Below are 14,531 nucleotides of genomic sequence, written 5' to 3'. Positions count from 1 at the left end.
AAAAACAGAGTTTTGCCAGCAAGTGACTACTAGGTTGCTATTTGAAACACCGTTAGCAATCTTATTTCATTTGTTAAAACTCATAGTTTTAAGATTGCTTCGTGCCTCGCAATGACGGGCTAAGTTACCCAAGTGCTTGTTCTAAATCAGCAATAATATCATCCACGTGCTCCAAGCCCACGGAAATTCTTAAAAGATTTTTTGGGGTTTTACTGTCTGGCCCCTCAACTGAATAACGGTGTTCAATTAAACTTTCCACGCCTCCTAAGCTGGTTGCTTGCGCAAACAGCTTTACATTATTAACCACTCTGCTCGTTTCTTCTACATCACCTTTAACTAAGAACGACATCATTCCACCAAAATCCTTCATCTGTTTTTTAGCAATCTCATATTGAGGATGCGTTTCTAATCCGGGGAAGAATACAGCCTCTACTTTTGGATGGTTAACCAGATATTGCGCAACTAATTTGCCGTTTTCGCAATGGCCCTTCATGCGGTAAGCCAGGGTTTTTATACTTCTACAGAGTAGATAACAATCAAACGGAGAAGGAACCGCTCCACCGGTTTGTTGTATATTTTTTATTTTTTCCCAAAGCTCATCTTTTTTGGCAGTGACCAAGATTCCACCTAAAACATCGCTGTGGCCACCCAAATATTTAGTACTGCTATGCATTACAATGTCAGCGCCTAACAAAATTGGATTCTGTAGAATAGGAGAGGCGAAGGTACTGTCGCAAGCAAAGGTAATGTTGTTCTGCTTTGCAATTTTCCCGATTTCTTCAATATCCGTAATTTTTAGTAATGGGTTTGATGGGGTTTCTATCCAAATTAATTTGGTATTTGGTTTTATACTCGATTTAATTAATTCCAAATCAGTTTGATCAACAAAATCGAATTCTAAAACTTCGTTAAATATGGTGAGAAGCTGCTTTTTTATCCCCCAATACATATCATCAGGAGCGATAATATGGCTACCAGGTTTTAATGCCTGGAACAAACTCATTCCACAATTATTTCCTGAAGCGAAAGCTGCTGCATCTGCCCCATATTCTAATTTAGCTACAGTGTTTTCTAAAGCAGACCTGTTTGGGTTGCTCACGCGGCTATACATGTGCCCTCCGGGGTAGCCTCCATTCTCATCGCGAAAAAAAGTTGTCGATAAGTTTATTGGCGGGGTAACATCTCCGGTAGTGTTTTTAACAAGATTAGATGCGTGAATAGCAAGGGTTTCGGGTTTCATAATGATTTGATTGTGCTGCAATATAATCGCATTGCAAATTAATAATTTGCTGCTAATTTAAGGTTCGAAATTGTTTTGGCAAGATTTATGTAAACAGTTTCCCGAAATTAAATTAAACTAAAATGAAAAGATTATTTATAGCTATCGCAATAGCATGTTCTACTTTAGTAATGTTACAAAGTTGTTCATCAACTAAAAACGCTGCAACAGGTATTAGTGGCGGTAGAGGTACAGTTACCGGAACTTGGGTGTTAAACAACGTGGCCTTAGAGGGCTTGCCAGATCAAGCTGTTCAAGGTTTATTTGGAGAAAAATCTTACAAATGCTTCCAGGGAAGTACTTGGAAATTAACCAATAGCGGAAACGGATCATACACTTTACCAGCATCAAGCACTTGTGGCGAGGTAATGCAAACTATTTTTTGGTCGGCTACCCCATCAGAAGAAACTTTTCAATTTAAGAAAATCTATGAAGGTGATAAAGCTAAAAACGTTACAGAAGGATATCGCCTGGTATTAACACAACTTTCAAAAGGCAATATGGTAATGAAATCTCCGATTGAATTTGGGGGCAAAACGGCAAATATCGTGTTGACTTTCTCGCCGGCAGTAAATTAAAAAGAACATAAGGATTAATAATGAAAGCACTTCTGAAGAGATGTGCTTTTTTTGTTTAGCCACAGATTTAGGTTTAGGTTTTTTTGCTGCAGATGCACAGATTTGTTTTTAACCACAGGTAAAAAAGGATAGGCAAAGATTTGGGTTATTATTTACTTCAGTCAAGATTTTTTGCCACGGAAACACGGAGTGTCACGGAATTTGATGTACAAGTTTCTGTGGTCTCTGTGTTTCCGTGGCAACTGTAAAAGTAAGAATCTGTGTTTATCCGTGTCCATCTGTGGCTAATTCATTTTTTAGAAATTTAAAATCTGTAAATCTGTAGTAACCTAATCGTTTGTTACAACAAAATGATTTTCAAATCGCCCCAATATTGTACTTTTGTGCAAAATAAAATCAGGAATGAATACAACTGAGCAAGTTGAAAAAATATTAGCTGATACTTCATTATCAACTGAACTACAGAACATAGCACATAAAGTTCTCCATAAAGAACGGATTACTTTTGAGGAAGGCGTTTATCTTTATGAGCATGCAGAATTAGGTTATCTGGGAGTTTTGGCAAACTTCATCCGTGAGGAAAAACATGGTGATAAGACTTATTTCAATCGCAATTTCCATTTAGAGCCTACAAATCTTTGTGTTTATGATTGTAAGTTTTGTTCTTATTCCCGTTTAATAAAGCAAAAAGAAGAAGGCTGGGCCTTGACGATGGAACAAATGCTCGATATTGTTAAAAAATACGATGATGAGGCTGTTACCGAAGTACATATTGTCGGCGGTGTTTTGCCTCAATATGATGTGGCTTTCTATTCTGCATTATTTACTGCAATCAGGGCGCATCGTCCTGATTTACACGTTAAAGCATTAACACCCGTTGAATACCATTACATTTTCAAGAAAGCTAAAATTGATTATGCTACAGGTATGAAGTTGATGAAAGATGCTGGTTTACAATCTATGCCAGGGGGTGGTGCTGAGATTTTTCATCCTGAAATACGTGAGCAAATTGCTAAAGATAAGTGTACTGGCGAACAATGGCTTGCGATACACGAAGAATGGCATAAGTTAGGGATGAGAAGTAACGCAACGATGCTTTACGGCCATATAGAGGAGTTTAAACACCGTGTTGATCACATGGAAAAACTTCGTGATTTGCAGGATAGAACTGGCGGATTTCAAACCTTTATTCCTTTAAAATTCAGAAACCAACACAATCAAATGAGTAATGTGGCGGAATCTTCAGTAATCGAAGATTTGAGGAATTATGCCATCGCCCGTATTTACATGGATAACTTTGATCATATTAAAGCTTATTGGGCAATGATTAGTCGCGAAACTGCTCAGCTTTCACTAAATTATGGTGTTGACGATATTGATGGAACTCTCGATGATACGACAAAAATTTACTCCATGGCTGGTGCTGAAGAGCAAACCCCTGCAATGAGTACCCGCGAATTGGTTGAACTGATTAAACAGGTTGGGCGAAAAGCGATAGAACGTGATACCTTATATAACGTAGTTACCGACTTCGAAAATGTTGTTTTTGAGGAAGAAAAGAAACCAGCTTATTATAAGTTGCCAGTCGTAAATTAATGATAGAATGAGTGAATGAAAAATGAGTGAATTATTGTGATATACTTATAACATTCACTCATTCAAAAATCAATCATTCAATAATTTTAAAAAATGAAGCAAATTTATATTATCCGCCACGGCGAAACAGAACTTAACAGACAGGGAATAGTACAAGGCAGAGGTATAAATTCAGACTTAAACGATATGGGAAGAGCCCAGGCGGAGGCTTTTTACCAAAAATATAAGGATGTTCCTTTCGATAAAATTTATACTTCTGAATTAAAACGTACCTGGCAAACCGTTCAAAAGTTTATTGATTCAGGATTACCGTGGGAAAAACTTTCTGGTTTGGATGAACTAGCTTGGGGAGTTTGGGAAGGTAAGCCGAATACGGAAGACTCCAGAGATGCTTTTCGAGAAATGTTGCAAGCTTGGGAGGACGGTAATTACGCAGCCCATTTTGAAGGTGGTGAAAGTGTTCAAGATGTTTACGAACGCTTGAAACAGCCAATGGAATTGCTTTCCACAAGGCCTGAAGAAGAAACCGTTTTACTTTGCATGCATGGTAGGGCAATGCGTGTTTTCCTTTGCCTTCTTCTTGATAAACCACTAAGCGAAATGACAGAATTTCCACATCAAAATACGGTTTTGTATAAAATGGGATTTGAAGATGGAAAGTTTACCGTTCTTGAATTTAATAGTGCCATTCATTTGGATGGTTTAGTGATTGAGTAGTAATTAATCGTTCTTGCAAGGTACGAAGCAATCTTACTCTTATAGTTTTAGCAAACGCTTTAAGATTGCTAGGTGCCTCGCAATGGCGGAAACATTTAAAACAGTAAAATACCATTGAATAAGATTAAAATATCAGCTGTTGCTTATACCAACACCAAAGCTTTTATATACGGATTAGAACATTCTGATATCATTGATAAGATAGAATTAAGTTTAGATATTCCTTCAGATTGCGCTGCTAAAGTAATTAGTGGTGAGGTAGATATGGGTTTAATGCCTGTTGCTGCAATTCCCTTGGTTCCAAATGCGAACATTGTTGCAGATTATTGTATTGGCAGCGATGGTGCAGTTAATTCAGTATTTATTTTTAGTGATGTTCCTGTTAAAGAAATCAAAACTTTAAGACTAGATTCTCATTCCAGAACTTCAAATAATCTGGCTAAAGTGCTGTTGAAGTTTTACTGGAAACAAAAAGTAGCATTTACGACAGACCCCGCTGCAAAGACTGATGCCGTTGTTTTGATAGGTGATAGAACCTTTGGGAAAAAAGACGATTATGCTTTTGCCTATGATATGGGTGAGGAGTGGAAAAACTTTACGGGTTTACCCTTTATGTATGCTGCATGGGTAGCAAACAAAGAAATTTCTGCAGAATTTAAAGCAGAATTTAATGCTGCTTTGCAACTTGGTTTGGCAAATAGAAATGAAGTTTTAAAAACCTTACCACTTGTCAATAATTTCGATTTGGAGGATTACTTGTATCATAAACTTCAGTTTGAAGTTACAGAAGGCAGGACTAAAGCCTTAAAAATGTTCTTAGGTTATATTGAGGAGTTGGAGAAGGAAAGAGTATAAACCAAATTTTTTATATCGCTAATTCTTTAGCCAGTTCCAAAAATTCATAGTTTATCTGAAGGTTTTAGAAATGTTCAGAGTAGAAAAACCAATGTAAAAAGGCAATCCCTATTTTTGGAATTGCCTTTTCAATTTTAATGTGCTTTCATCTTTCCAGCAATGGTTTCGAGTTTACTTTTTAACTTTGAAAGTGCCCCATTAAGTGCCAAATCGTAGTTGTTTCCAAGATTAGTAACCGCGATAGGTTCTTTGCCGGCAATTTTTGCCTCGATTAAACAACGTTTGTCATCCAGGCCTTCTTTACTGCCGTTTTCGTCAGATAGATGTACCTCTAAGCGGGTAATTAGATCATCAAACCTTCCTAATGCATCGTTGATGGCGCCTTTAATTTTATCTTCGTATTCCTGGTGAATGGTTAAATTTTTGTCGGTATTCAGTTGAATCGTCATAATGAAAAGTTTAAGTTAAATATAACAGCTTAACAGTTCAGATGAAGAAACGTTTTTAAAATACGATAAATAAATGCCCCTTTCTGTAGATACGCTCCGAACTTATTTAGGACGAACATAGATTTTCTAAGGCTTTTGCTGAACAAACTTTGTTTTTAAACCTGATAGAAACGAACACGGAGTGCAACGAAGTAAAGTGGATAGCAGGGCTGCAGCTTCCGAGAGGTACAGAACTATTCATTTTCAAATAAAAGATGATCATTTAAGCTAGTAATTGTAAAACGTTATACGCCGATCCGCAACAGGATTATCGTATATAGTTACTTTTAAAACTTCTTTAACAATCTTTCAACTTTTCAACAAAACCGCCGTAGAACGATGAATGATGTTATCTTTATAGCTTTTGCAAATTAATATCAGTTTTGGCTAAAGACACGAATAAAGAAACCCCGTTAATGCAACAATACAACGCTATTAAGGCGAAGTATCCAGGTGCACTTTTACTTTTTAGGGTTGGAGATTTTTACGAAACCTTTGGCGAAGATGCCATAAAAACTGCTCAGATTTTAGGAATCGTACTGACCAGAAGAGGTACAGGACCTAACGGTGGGGCACTCGAATTAGCGGGTTTCCCTCACCATTCCTTAGATAATTACCTATCAAAACTGGTTAGGGCTGGGCAAAGGGTTGCTATTTGCGATCAGTTGGAGGATCCGAAGGCGACTAAAACAATCGTAAAACGTGGTGTTACTGAATTGGTTACTCCTGGTGTTGCTTACGGCGATAATATCGTTAACCAGAAATCAAACAATTATTTGGCTTCTGTTTATTTCGATAAAACACAAATCGGAATATCATTTTTAGATATCTCGACGGGTGAATTTATGATTGCCCAAGGCAATAGCGATTATATTGATAAGCTTTTACAAGGCTTTAAACCTACAGAAGTAATCTTTCAAAAATCTAAACGCCAAACTTTTATAGAGCAGTTTGGCGATCGGTTTTATACGTTTGGATTGGATGAATGGCCATACACCTCAGATTATGCTGAAGAAACTTTATTGAAGCATTTTGATGTCGCCTCGCTGAAAGGTTTCGGTATTGAGCGATTACAAAGCGGAATTATTGCGGCAGGGGTTGTTTTACACTATCTGGGCGAAACGGAACATCGAAATTTAAAGCACATCACTTCAATTAGTAGAATTGAAGAAGATCGATACATGTGGTTGGATAGGTTTACGATCCGGAATCTGGAATTGGTAAACTCCGCAAACGACAATGCCGTTACTTTGTTCGATATATTGGATCACACCTGTACGCCAATGGGCGCCAGATTGCTGCAGAAATGGATTATCATGCCTTTGAAGGAGCTAAAGCCAATTGAAGAGCGCTTGGGTATGGTTGACTTTTTCGTTAAAAACGAAGAAATTCAACAGGAATTTCTAACTCATATCAAACAAATCGGTGATATAGAAAGGTTGATCTCAAAGGTCGGCTTACAACGTGTTGGACCACGTGAATTGGTCGCGTTGAAGCGGGCTTTGATTCATATTGAGGCAGTTAAGAACCTCGCCGCCAAGTCGAAAAACCCGTTCCTAATCAAAATCGCCGACCAACTAAATCCTTGTTTGGCAATTCGCGAGCGGATTGAAAGAGAACTTCAGCCAGAACCGCCAGCATTATTGATTAAGGGAAATGTAATTAATGATGGTATTGATGAAGACTTAGATCGCTTGCGCAAAATCGCTTTTGGCGGTAAAGATTATTTGGTGCAAATACAGAAGCGTGAAGCTGAAGCAACAGGAATTCCCTCACTAAAAATTTCTTTTAATAACGTTTTTGGTTATTATTTAGAGGTTACGCATACCCATAAAGATAAAGTTCCAGAAGGTTGGATTAGAAAACAAACCTTAGTTAACGCCGAGCGATACATTACGCCAGAACTTAAGGAATACGAAGAACAAATTTTAGGTGCTGAAGAGAAAATTCAAGCCATTGAAATTCGTTTATACAATGAATTGATGTATGAAACGGCAAGTTATATTAAACCGATTCAACTCAATTCGTTTTTGATTGCGCAATTGGATTGCTTGTTGTGTTTTGCACAATTAGCAGAGAAAAACCATTACACTAAGCCCACTGTAAATAAAGAAAAGGTTCTTGATATTAAGGGTGGCAGACACCCGGTGATTGAAAAACAGTTGCCGGTTGGTCAGGAATACATCACCAACGATGTCTATTTAGATACTGATTCGCAACAAATTATTATGATTACCGGACCAAATATGGCGGGTAAATCAGCCATTTTGAGACAGACTGCTTTGATTGTTTTAATGGCGCAGATGGGAAGTTTTGTGCCTGCCAAGGCTGCTGATGTAGGATTGGTCGATAAAATTTTTACCCGTGTCGGCGCATCTGATAATATTTCTTCTGGCGAGAGTACTTTCATGGTGGAGATGAACGAAACGGCCAGCATCTTAAATAACATTTCGGATAATAGTTTGATTTTGTTGGATGAAATCGGTCGCGGAACCAGTACTTACGATGGAATTTCGATTGCCTGGGCCATTGCAGAGTTTTTGCATCAACATCCAACTTCCCGCCCGAAAACTCTTTTTGCTACGCACTACCACGAGTTAAACGAATTGGCGAACACAATGCCTCGTATTAAAAATTTCAATGTTTCGGTTAAGGAGATGACGAATAAAGTAATTTTCCTAAGAAAATTGGTTCCGGGTGGAAGCGAGCATAGTTTCGGTATCCATGTGGCCAAAATGGCCGGAATGCCACCTAAGCTAATTGGTAGGGCGAATGAGATTTTAAAGAAACTCGAAATCGATAGGACAGAGGGACAAAGCATTAAAGACAGCATCAAAAAGGTTCAGAATCAAGCTTACCAATTGCAAATGTTCGCTATCGATGATCCTGTTTTAGTTAAGATTCGCGACACACTGAACAATTTAGACGTGAATGCATTGACACCAGTTGAGGCCTTGTTGAAGCTCGATGAAATACAACGGTTAATAAAAAATTAGGAAAATTAACCACAGCTAATAAGGATAACCACAGATTTATATAAAAAACTATCTGTGTAAATCTGTGGTTAAAGAATAGTAAAGCATGATAAAGACAAAAAACTCATTTTGGTTAATCTTAATACTCTCACTTGTTTTAACCGCCTGTGGTTCTAGAAAATATACTGTTAAAAGCGATACAAAAGCGGCAAAGGCAGCTGATGCAACGTCGAACTTAAAAAGCAAGCAGCTCTATAAATTCATTACCGATTGGACAGGTGTAAAATATCGTTTCGGTGGATTAGATAAAAATGGAATTGACTGTTCGGGCTTTGCTTTTTTATTGGAGAAAGAAATTTATGGCGTAACCTTACCCCGAATTTCCCGCGATCAGGCCAAAGCCGTAAATAAAAAAAGCATCGATCGTTTACAAGAGGGCGATTTAGTCTTCTTTTCCTTCGGAGGAAATGATGTTGACCATGTTGGCGTTTACCTGAATAATGGCTTTTTTGTACATGCCAGTACGAATAGAGGCGTAATTGTTGATGATTTGAATTTGCCAGCTTATCAAAGGGTTTTAGTGAAATCTGGTTCGGTTAATTAACAATCCTAATATCCGTTGGTTGAAACCAACGGCAATGACACCGTACAGGTTTATGTTGCATCCATTTCATTGCAGTCTGCTTTAGCTGACTGTAAAAGATAATTTTCAAACTAAAACTTTTCAATCTTCGTTATAAAATTATGCGAATATTTTTTATAGTCTGCTTATCTTTAATTACTTACAATGTTAATGCGCAAGTGAAACTGGTCACTCTTGATGATTTGGATAAACGCATCGCTCAAGGGAAAGATACCACTTATGTAATTAATTTCTGGGCAACATGGTGTTCACCATGTGTGGCTGAGTTGCCTAATTTTGAGAAGCTACGGTTAGCCAACCTCAAAAAGCCCGTGAAAGTGCTATTGGTGAGTTTAGATTTTAAATCAAAATTACAGAAAAGCGTTATTCCTTTTATAGAGACCAACAATATTAAAGCGGAGGTTTTCCTTTTAAATGAGCCAGACCAGCAACAATACATCGGGAGAATTGACAAAAATTGGTCGGGAGCAATACCGGCAACATTATTTGTGAAGAAGAAGGTAAGGCGATTTTACGAGAAAGAATTTACTGAGCAGGAACTTAAAAAAACTTTATTAAACCTAAAATAGAAATACAACGTTATTTTTATCAAAATGAAATTAGGGATAATTGCTTATCCCTTAATAACGTTGTCATTCTGAATGCAATGAAGAATCTCAGAGCTATGGAAAACTAACGCAAATAGCCATCGAACTCAAAACAGATGGGGTAAGTTTGAACAGTGCAAATCGGTTATAGATTCTTCACTGCATTCAGAATGACAAAAAATCTAAACTTCATCAAAATTGGTTGATGTTGCCAAAACTTTCCAGTTTTCCATATCTTTCTGTACATCAGCTATCTTTGTATTTGCAACTTGATAAGCATCAGGACCTAAAAATAAATGCAAGGGTGAATTTTCGCTTTCTGCTGCTGCAATCATTACGTCTGCTGCCTTGGCAGGATCACCAGGTTGATTATTGTTGATCTGTTCCTGATGGGCGATTTGAGATTCACGCACTTCTTTATAAGCATCAATCGGATTTTTAGGAATAGCAAAGGATCCGGAACTTAAAAACTCCGTTCTGAAATAGCCAGGTTCAACAACTGTAGCCTTAATGCCAAGCGATTTTACTTCCGCGGCCAAAGATTCTGTGAAACCCGCTACCGCAAATTTAGTGGCGCAGTAAATTCCGAAGCCTGGAAAATTTCCAGAAAAACCACCAATTGATGATATGTTGAAAATATGACCAGATTGTTGTCTCCTCATTTGAGGTAAGGCTTTTCTAATTACATTTAAAGAACCGAAAACATTTACATCAAAGTTTTCACGAGATTCCTGATCACTCAATTCTTCCAAAGCACCAACCATTCCATAACCAGCATTGTTTACTACCACATCCAGGCTCCCAAACTTGCTAATGGTTTGGCTTATTGCCGATTCAACACTTGATTCGTTCATCAAGTCAACGGAGATTGGTAGGAAATTTTCGAATTCTCCAACGGCGTTCGATAAGCCGTTTACGCTTCTCGAAGTTGCCGCAACATGATATCCACGACTTAATAATTTCTTTACCAATGTTAGTCCGAGGCCTTTTGAAGCGCCTGTTACGAACCATACTTTTTTATTTTCCATGATTTTTGTTTTTAAATATTTATGCCATATAAGACATATAAGAGCATTTAAGCATGTTTTATTTTAAATTTTTTATTTGGTGATAATAGCTGATTAATCGAAATCAGTTGAAATAGTAATTGCTTTCCAATCTTGATATTCTTTTGTCAGTGCATCAGTTTTTGCGATTGCCCTTTGCAAGGCATCTTTCCCTAAAAGCAAATGAATAGGAGGGTTTGGCATACTTGCCAGAGAAATCATTGCTGCAGCAGCTTTTTCTGGATCGCCAGCTTGTGTGCCATCCATTTTTAAGTATCGTTCGTGTATCGCCCTTACTTCCTGGTAGGCATCAATTGGATTTTTTGCCAGCATTAAAGATTCTTCTTTAAGAAAACTTGTTCGAAATGCTCCAGGTGCTACAACCGTGACTTTAACGCCAAATTCTTTGAGGTCTTCCGCTAGCACTTCAGATAAGGCTATTACTGCTGCTTTTGCAGCTGAATAAACAGCCCAACCCGTGGCGCCAACGATACCAGCGATTGATGCAATGTTGATGATATGGCCGGAGCGTTGTGTTCTTAAATGCAGACTTGCTTTCCTAATCACATTTAAAGTTCCAAATACATTTACATCGAAAGCATCTCTGGTTTCTCTATCCGTAAGCTCTTCAATGCTGCCGCCAATACCATAACCTGCGTTGTTTATTATCACATTGATTCTGCCAAATTGAGCAACAGTAGCATTAATTGCCTTTTCTACGCTTAATTCGTCAGCAAGGTTTACGGCTAGAGGAAGGAATTTTTCTGAATTTGTATTGACTGCAGAAATCAAATCGTTTACATTTCTGGATGTTGCTGCAACAGATTGACCTGCTTTTAATAACTGGTTTACTAAACTTAGCCCTAATCCCTTAGAAGCACCAGTTACAAACCAAACTTTTTTAAGTCCCATAATTTTATCCTTTTTGTTAAGACAAAATTACGGCAGGAACTAAAATTCGCTATTACGTTAATCAAACTGATGATTACGAAAATCAAACAATCCGGTATGAACTTGGCGTATGGTTGGTGAGTTTCTTGAAAAAGTTATTAAAGTGTGTTGGTTCTTCAAAACCTAAACAATAACCAATTTCAGAGATGTTCCAGTCGGTATGTTTCAGTAGAGCCATAGCCTCACTCAATAACCTTTCGGTAATATAATGGGTAGTCGTTTTTCCTGTTGTTTCTTTTATTGCCCTGTTTAAATGGTTTACATGTACAGAAAGCTGAGCTGCAAAATCTTTTGCCGAACGCATGGTAAATCTTTGTCCAGGGTTTTCAATGGGAAACTGTCTTTCTAAAAGTTCTGTAAATACCGAGGTAATTCGCGAGTTTGCATCTGGGTGTTTATATAACACTTCAGATGGCTCTGTTTTTAGTGCGAAGTGCGTTATTTCAGTAGTGTAATTTCTGAGCAGATCATATTTATACATATAATCGCTATTAATTTCTTCCAGCATCTTTTCGAAAAGCGAGGAGATGAGTTCATCTTGTTTTTGATCCAGAATATAGGCTGGCTTACCTCCAACGGCAAACATGGGCAAATCTCCAATATTTCCTCGAATTTTCTCATTGAAAAATGCTTCGGTAAATATGCAGAAATAACCTTTCACCTCATTCAAGTTGCCACTTGCCAATTCCCATTTGTAGGGTACCAAAGGATTGAAAAACATCAGCGCCGTTCCATTAATTTCAACGCTTTTATCAGCATAATGATAGATATTGTGACCTCTGTTCAAAGCGATTTTATAAAAGTCTCTTCTGCTGTATTTAACAGGTGCTTTATCATCGCCGACACAGTCTTCCATTCTAAACACGTTAAAATGGCCAATATCTTTTTGAAGACTATCTGGCAAGAAATCAAATTTATTTTTATAAAAATCTTCTATAGATTCTGACTTACTCATGAAACAAAGTTACAAAATTCAAACCAGGAAAGAAGTCGTCATTTTACCGTAGCGGAGAAATATTTGTGAAAAGTGTATTGTCCAAATATTTTTCTGTACGCTACACTTCAACTGAAATGACGAAGTGTTAAATAGGAGATTACCATGATAAATAAATTTGCATTTAATATACCAATCGGTATATATTTGCTTCGTCAATTCAAATCAACATGACTAAGGCAGAAAAAACAAGAAATTTCATTATAGAGAAAACAGCACCTATTTTTAATATGAAAGGATATGCTGGTACCTCATTAAATGATATCATTGCTGCAACAGGGCTAACAAAGGGTAGTATCTATGGCAATTTCGCCAATAAAGATGAAGTTGCGCTTGCTGCTTTCGATTATAATTTTAGTACGAATGTTTCAAAAATCGAGGCAGAAATAAGCCGGCAAAATACCACTGAAGGAAAATTGCTTGCTTACATAAATATTTACCAAAGCCTTTTAATTAATGGGATTTCTCTGGGTGGTTGCCCAATTTTGAATACGGCTATCGACGCCGATGATACCCATCCCGCTCTTCGGGATAAAGTTTTAAAAGCCGTCTTGTCCTGGAAGAATAGAATTATAAGTCTGGTAGAGGAGGGGATTTTAAAGAAAGAACTTAATGGTGATAATAATCCCGAACAAATTGCGCTGACAATTATTGCAATGATAGAGGGCGGAGTGATGGTTTCTCGCCTCACCAACAACATGGACGATTGGAAATTAATCATGAATTCTTTAAAAAAATATATTAAAAGCTTAGGCTAAAAAATTTTAAACAAAAATATACCGATTGGTATATAAATAAAAATAGCAAATATGAAAACTTCACAAAACACAGTATTAATTATCGGCGGAACAGCTGGTATCGGATTAAAAATCGTAAAACAGCTAACAGCATTAAACAATCATGTGATTGTAACGGGTAGAAACAAAGAGCGCCTGGATTCCGCATTATCTGGAGTAAGCAATGTTACGTCCATCCAATTTGATGTAAGCAAGGCAGAAGAAGTTGATCAATTAGTTGAACAGATAGGAAAGAATTTTCCCCATCTAAATATGGTGATCAATAATGCCGGGAGAGCAATTGTTTACAATTTAGCTGATAACAATCAGGATGCTTTTGCAAATGCTGAAGATGAAATGTTAACTAATTATTTATCAATTATCAGAATTAATCAAAAACTTTTACCGATTTTAAAAGCGCAGTCAGAATCGGCAATTGTAAATGTTTCTTCGGTTGTAGCTTATGTTCCTGGTATCACGTTGCCGACTTATGCAGCTAGTAAAGCAGCTTTACACTCTTATACAACTTCGTTAAGGTTAAGTCTCGAAGATAGTTCAGTTAAAGTTTTCGAATTGATGCCGCCTTTGGTTGATACCGAATTTTCAAAAGAAATTGGAGGGCACAATGGTATTAAGCCATCAGTTGTTGCTGATGAATTTATTGCTGCTTTATCAAAAGATGAGTTCGAAATCAGGGTCGGTGATACCGCTAAAATTTATGAATTGTTCCGTCAATCTCCTGTAGATGCTTTAAATGTGATGAATGCGAACAGAAAAGCTTGGGTAGAATCGATAAACTAATTAATCGAAAACAGCAGGAATGAAAAAGAAATTAACTTTCGCCTTTATTATGGCAATTTTTACAACAGGAATTGTAACCTTTGCTGCGATAAGCGTAAATCTGGGTTTTAGCGAGAAATTTATTAAAGTCTGGCTCAAATCGTGGGCAATTTCTTATGTAGTGGCCATTCCGGCTATACTAATCATTGCTCCTAAAGTTCAGGCTTTCGTAGATTACCTGTACGCAGGAGAAAATAAAAATTAAT

Annotated in this window: 15 protein-coding genes; 10 read left to right on the top strand and 5 right to left on the bottom strand. The window is 37.3% G+C overall.

Annotated features, from left to right (window positions below):
• Positions 1-124: 124 nt before the first annotated feature.
• The gene (locus ACZZZK_RS01465; RefSeq protein ID WP_463482513.1) at positions 125-1,240 is read right to left on the bottom strand and encodes a trans-sulfuration enzyme family protein; all 1,116 of its coding nucleotides are present in this window, start codon (positions 1,238-1,240) and stop codon (positions 125-127) included.
• 122 nt (positions 1,241-1,362) lie between these two features.
• Here ACZZZK_RS01465 and ACZZZK_RS01460 point away from each other — a divergent pair, with 122 nt between their 5' ends.
• From ACZZZK_RS01460 to ACZZZK_RS01445, 4 genes are all read left to right on the top strand, one after another.
• Positions 1,363-1,857: a lipocalin family protein gene (locus tag ACZZZK_RS01460; protein ID WP_056849072.1), complete on the top strand. Its 495-nt coding sequence runs from the start codon at positions 1,363-1,365 to the stop codon at positions 1,855-1,857.
• Positions 1,858-2,259: 402 nt separating this feature from the next.
• Positions 2,260-3,453 carry an aminofutalosine synthase MqnE gene (gene mqnE, locus ACZZZK_RS01455; protein WP_463482512.1) on the top strand — a complete coding sequence of 398 codons (1,194 nt, stop codon included), beginning with the start codon at positions 2,260-2,262 and terminating at the stop codon, positions 3,451-3,453.
• Positions 3,454-3,546: 93 nt separating this feature from the next.
• Complete coding sequence (locus tag ACZZZK_RS01450; RefSeq protein WP_463482511.1) at positions 3,547-4,170, top strand: histidine phosphatase family protein; 624 nt, start codon at positions 3,547-3,549, stop codon at positions 4,168-4,170.
• Between the two features lie 114 nt (positions 4,171-4,284).
• Positions 4,285-5,025, top strand: coding sequence for a menaquinone biosynthetic enzyme MqnA/MqnD family protein (locus ACZZZK_RS01445; RefSeq protein ID WP_463482510.1), 741 nt, complete (start codon positions 4,285-4,287; stop codon positions 5,023-5,025).
• A gap of 134 nt (positions 5,026-5,159) precedes the next feature.
• On the opposite strand, the gene ACZZZK_RS01440 is transcribed toward ACZZZK_RS01445, so the two are convergent.
• Positions 5,160-5,474 (bottom strand): HPF/RaiA family ribosome-associated protein, encoded by a 315-nt coding sequence (locus ACZZZK_RS01440; RefSeq protein WP_056849068.1) that lies wholly within the window; start codon positions 5,472-5,474, stop codon positions 5,160-5,162.
• A gap of 455 nt (positions 5,475-5,929) precedes the next feature.
• Between ACZZZK_RS01440 and mutS the strand changes: the two genes are divergently transcribed.
• The 3 genes from mutS (at position 5,930) to ACZZZK_RS01425 (ending at position 9,700) form a co-directional block, all read left to right on the top strand.
• Complete coding sequence (gene mutS, locus ACZZZK_RS01435; protein ID WP_463482509.1) at positions 5,930-8,509, top strand: DNA mismatch repair protein MutS; 2,580 nt, start codon at positions 5,930-5,932, stop codon at positions 8,507-8,509.
• Positions 8,510-8,594: 85 nt separating this feature from the next.
• Positions 8,595-9,092 (top strand): C40 family peptidase, encoded by a 498-nt coding sequence (locus ACZZZK_RS01430; RefSeq protein ID WP_463482508.1) that lies wholly within the window; start codon positions 8,595-8,597, stop codon positions 9,090-9,092.
• A gap of 140 nt (positions 9,093-9,232) precedes the next feature.
• Entirely contained in the window at positions 9,233-9,700 is a 468-nt protein-coding gene (locus tag ACZZZK_RS01425; RefSeq protein WP_463482507.1) for a TlpA disulfide reductase family protein, read from the top strand.
• A 200-nt stretch (positions 9,701-9,900) separates the two neighbouring features.
• On the opposite strand, the gene ACZZZK_RS01420 is transcribed toward ACZZZK_RS01425, so the two are convergent.
• The 3 genes from ACZZZK_RS01420 to ACZZZK_RS01410 form a co-directional block, all read right to left on the bottom strand.
• Positions 9,901-10,746, bottom strand: coding sequence for an SDR family NAD(P)-dependent oxidoreductase (locus ACZZZK_RS01420; RefSeq protein WP_463482506.1), 846 nt, complete (start codon positions 10,744-10,746; stop codon positions 9,901-9,903).
• A gap of 93 nt (positions 10,747-10,839) precedes the next feature.
• The gene (locus tag ACZZZK_RS01415; RefSeq protein ID WP_463482505.1) at positions 10,840-11,676 is read right to left on the bottom strand and encodes an SDR family NAD(P)-dependent oxidoreductase; all 837 of its coding nucleotides are present in this window, start codon (positions 11,674-11,676) and stop codon (positions 10,840-10,842) included.
• 82 nt (positions 11,677-11,758) lie between these two features.
• Positions 11,759-12,670 carry a helix-turn-helix domain-containing protein gene (locus ACZZZK_RS01410; protein ID WP_463482504.1) on the bottom strand — a complete coding sequence of 304 codons (912 nt, stop codon included), beginning with the start codon at positions 12,668-12,670 and terminating at the stop codon, positions 11,759-11,761.
• Positions 12,671-12,879: 209 nt separating this feature from the next.
• On the opposite strand from ACZZZK_RS01410, the gene ACZZZK_RS01405 reads away from it, so the two are divergent.
• The 3 genes from ACZZZK_RS01405 to ACZZZK_RS01395 are packed head-to-tail and all read left to right on the top strand — an operon-like array spanning position 12,880 to position 14,530.
• Positions 12,880-13,467, top strand: a complete 588-nt coding sequence (locus tag ACZZZK_RS01405; RefSeq protein ID WP_463482503.1) for a TetR/AcrR family transcriptional regulator — start codon at positions 12,880-12,882, stop codon at positions 13,465-13,467.
• Positions 13,468-13,518: 51 nt separating this feature from the next.
• A complete protein-coding gene (locus tag ACZZZK_RS01400; protein WP_463482502.1) occupies positions 13,519-14,286 on the top strand; it encodes an SDR family oxidoreductase in 768 nt (255 codons plus the stop codon).
• A 19-nt stretch (positions 14,287-14,305) separates the two neighbouring features.
• A complete protein-coding gene (locus ACZZZK_RS01395; protein ID WP_463482501.1) occupies positions 14,306-14,530 on the top strand; it encodes a DUF2798 domain-containing protein in 225 nt (74 codons plus the stop codon).
• The last annotated feature ends 1 nt before the right edge of the window (position 14,531 follow it).

The organism is Pedobacter sp. AC163, from assembly GCF_979258665.1.
This window is presented reverse-complemented; position numbering and strand designations above follow the sequence as displayed.

What these genes read in the sequence shown, in the direction of transcription:
- ACZZZK_RS01405 (WP_463482503.1), top strand. Translation starts at nt 12,880, where the DNA reads ATGACTAAGGCAGAAAAAACAAGAAATTTCATTATAGAGAAAACAGCA.
- ACZZZK_RS01400 (WP_463482502.1), top strand. Translation starts at nt 13,519, where the DNA reads ATGAAAACTTCACAAAACACAGTATTAATTATCGGCGGAACAGCTGGT.
- ACZZZK_RS01425 (WP_463482507.1), top strand. Translation starts at nt 9,233, where the DNA reads ATGCGAATATTTTTTATAGTCTGCTTATCTTTAATTACTTACAATGTT.
- ACZZZK_RS01410 (WP_463482504.1), bottom strand. Translation starts at nt 12,670, where the DNA reads ATGAGTAAGTCAGAATCTATAGAAGATTTTTATAAAAATAAATTTGAT.
- ACZZZK_RS01440 (WP_056849068.1), bottom strand. Translation starts at nt 5,474, where the DNA reads ATGACGATTCAACTGAATACCGACAAAAATTTAACCATTCACCAGGAA.
- ACZZZK_RS01460 (WP_056849072.1), top strand. Translation starts at nt 1,363, where the DNA reads ATGAAAAGATTATTTATAGCTATCGCAATAGCATGTTCTACTTTAGTA.
- ACZZZK_RS01430 (WP_463482508.1), top strand. Translation starts at nt 8,595, where the DNA reads ATGATAAAGACAAAAAACTCATTTTGGTTAATCTTAATACTCTCACTT.
- ACZZZK_RS01415 (WP_463482505.1), bottom strand. Translation starts at nt 11,676, where the DNA reads ATGGGACTTAAAAAAGTTTGGTTTGTAACTGGTGCTTCTAAGGGATTA.
- ACZZZK_RS01465 (WP_463482513.1), bottom strand. Translation starts at nt 1,240, where the DNA reads ATGAAACCCGAAACCCTTGCTATTCACGCATCTAATCTTGTTAAAAAC.
- mutS (WP_463482509.1), top strand. Translation starts at nt 5,930, where the DNA reads ATGCAACAATACAACGCTATTAAGGCGAAGTATCCAGGTGCACTTTTA.
- ACZZZK_RS01450 (WP_463482511.1), top strand. Translation starts at nt 3,547, where the DNA reads ATGAAGCAAATTTATATTATCCGCCACGGCGAAACAGAACTTAACAGA.
- ACZZZK_RS01395 (WP_463482501.1), top strand. Translation starts at nt 14,306, where the DNA reads ATGAAAAAGAAATTAACTTTCGCCTTTATTATGGCAATTTTTACAACA.
- mqnE (WP_463482512.1), top strand. Translation starts at nt 2,260, where the DNA reads ATGAATACAACTGAGCAAGTTGAAAAAATATTAGCTGATACTTCATTA.
- ACZZZK_RS01420 (WP_463482506.1), bottom strand. Translation starts at nt 10,746, where the DNA reads ATGGAAAATAAAAAAGTATGGTTCGTAACAGGCGCTTCAAAAGGCCTC.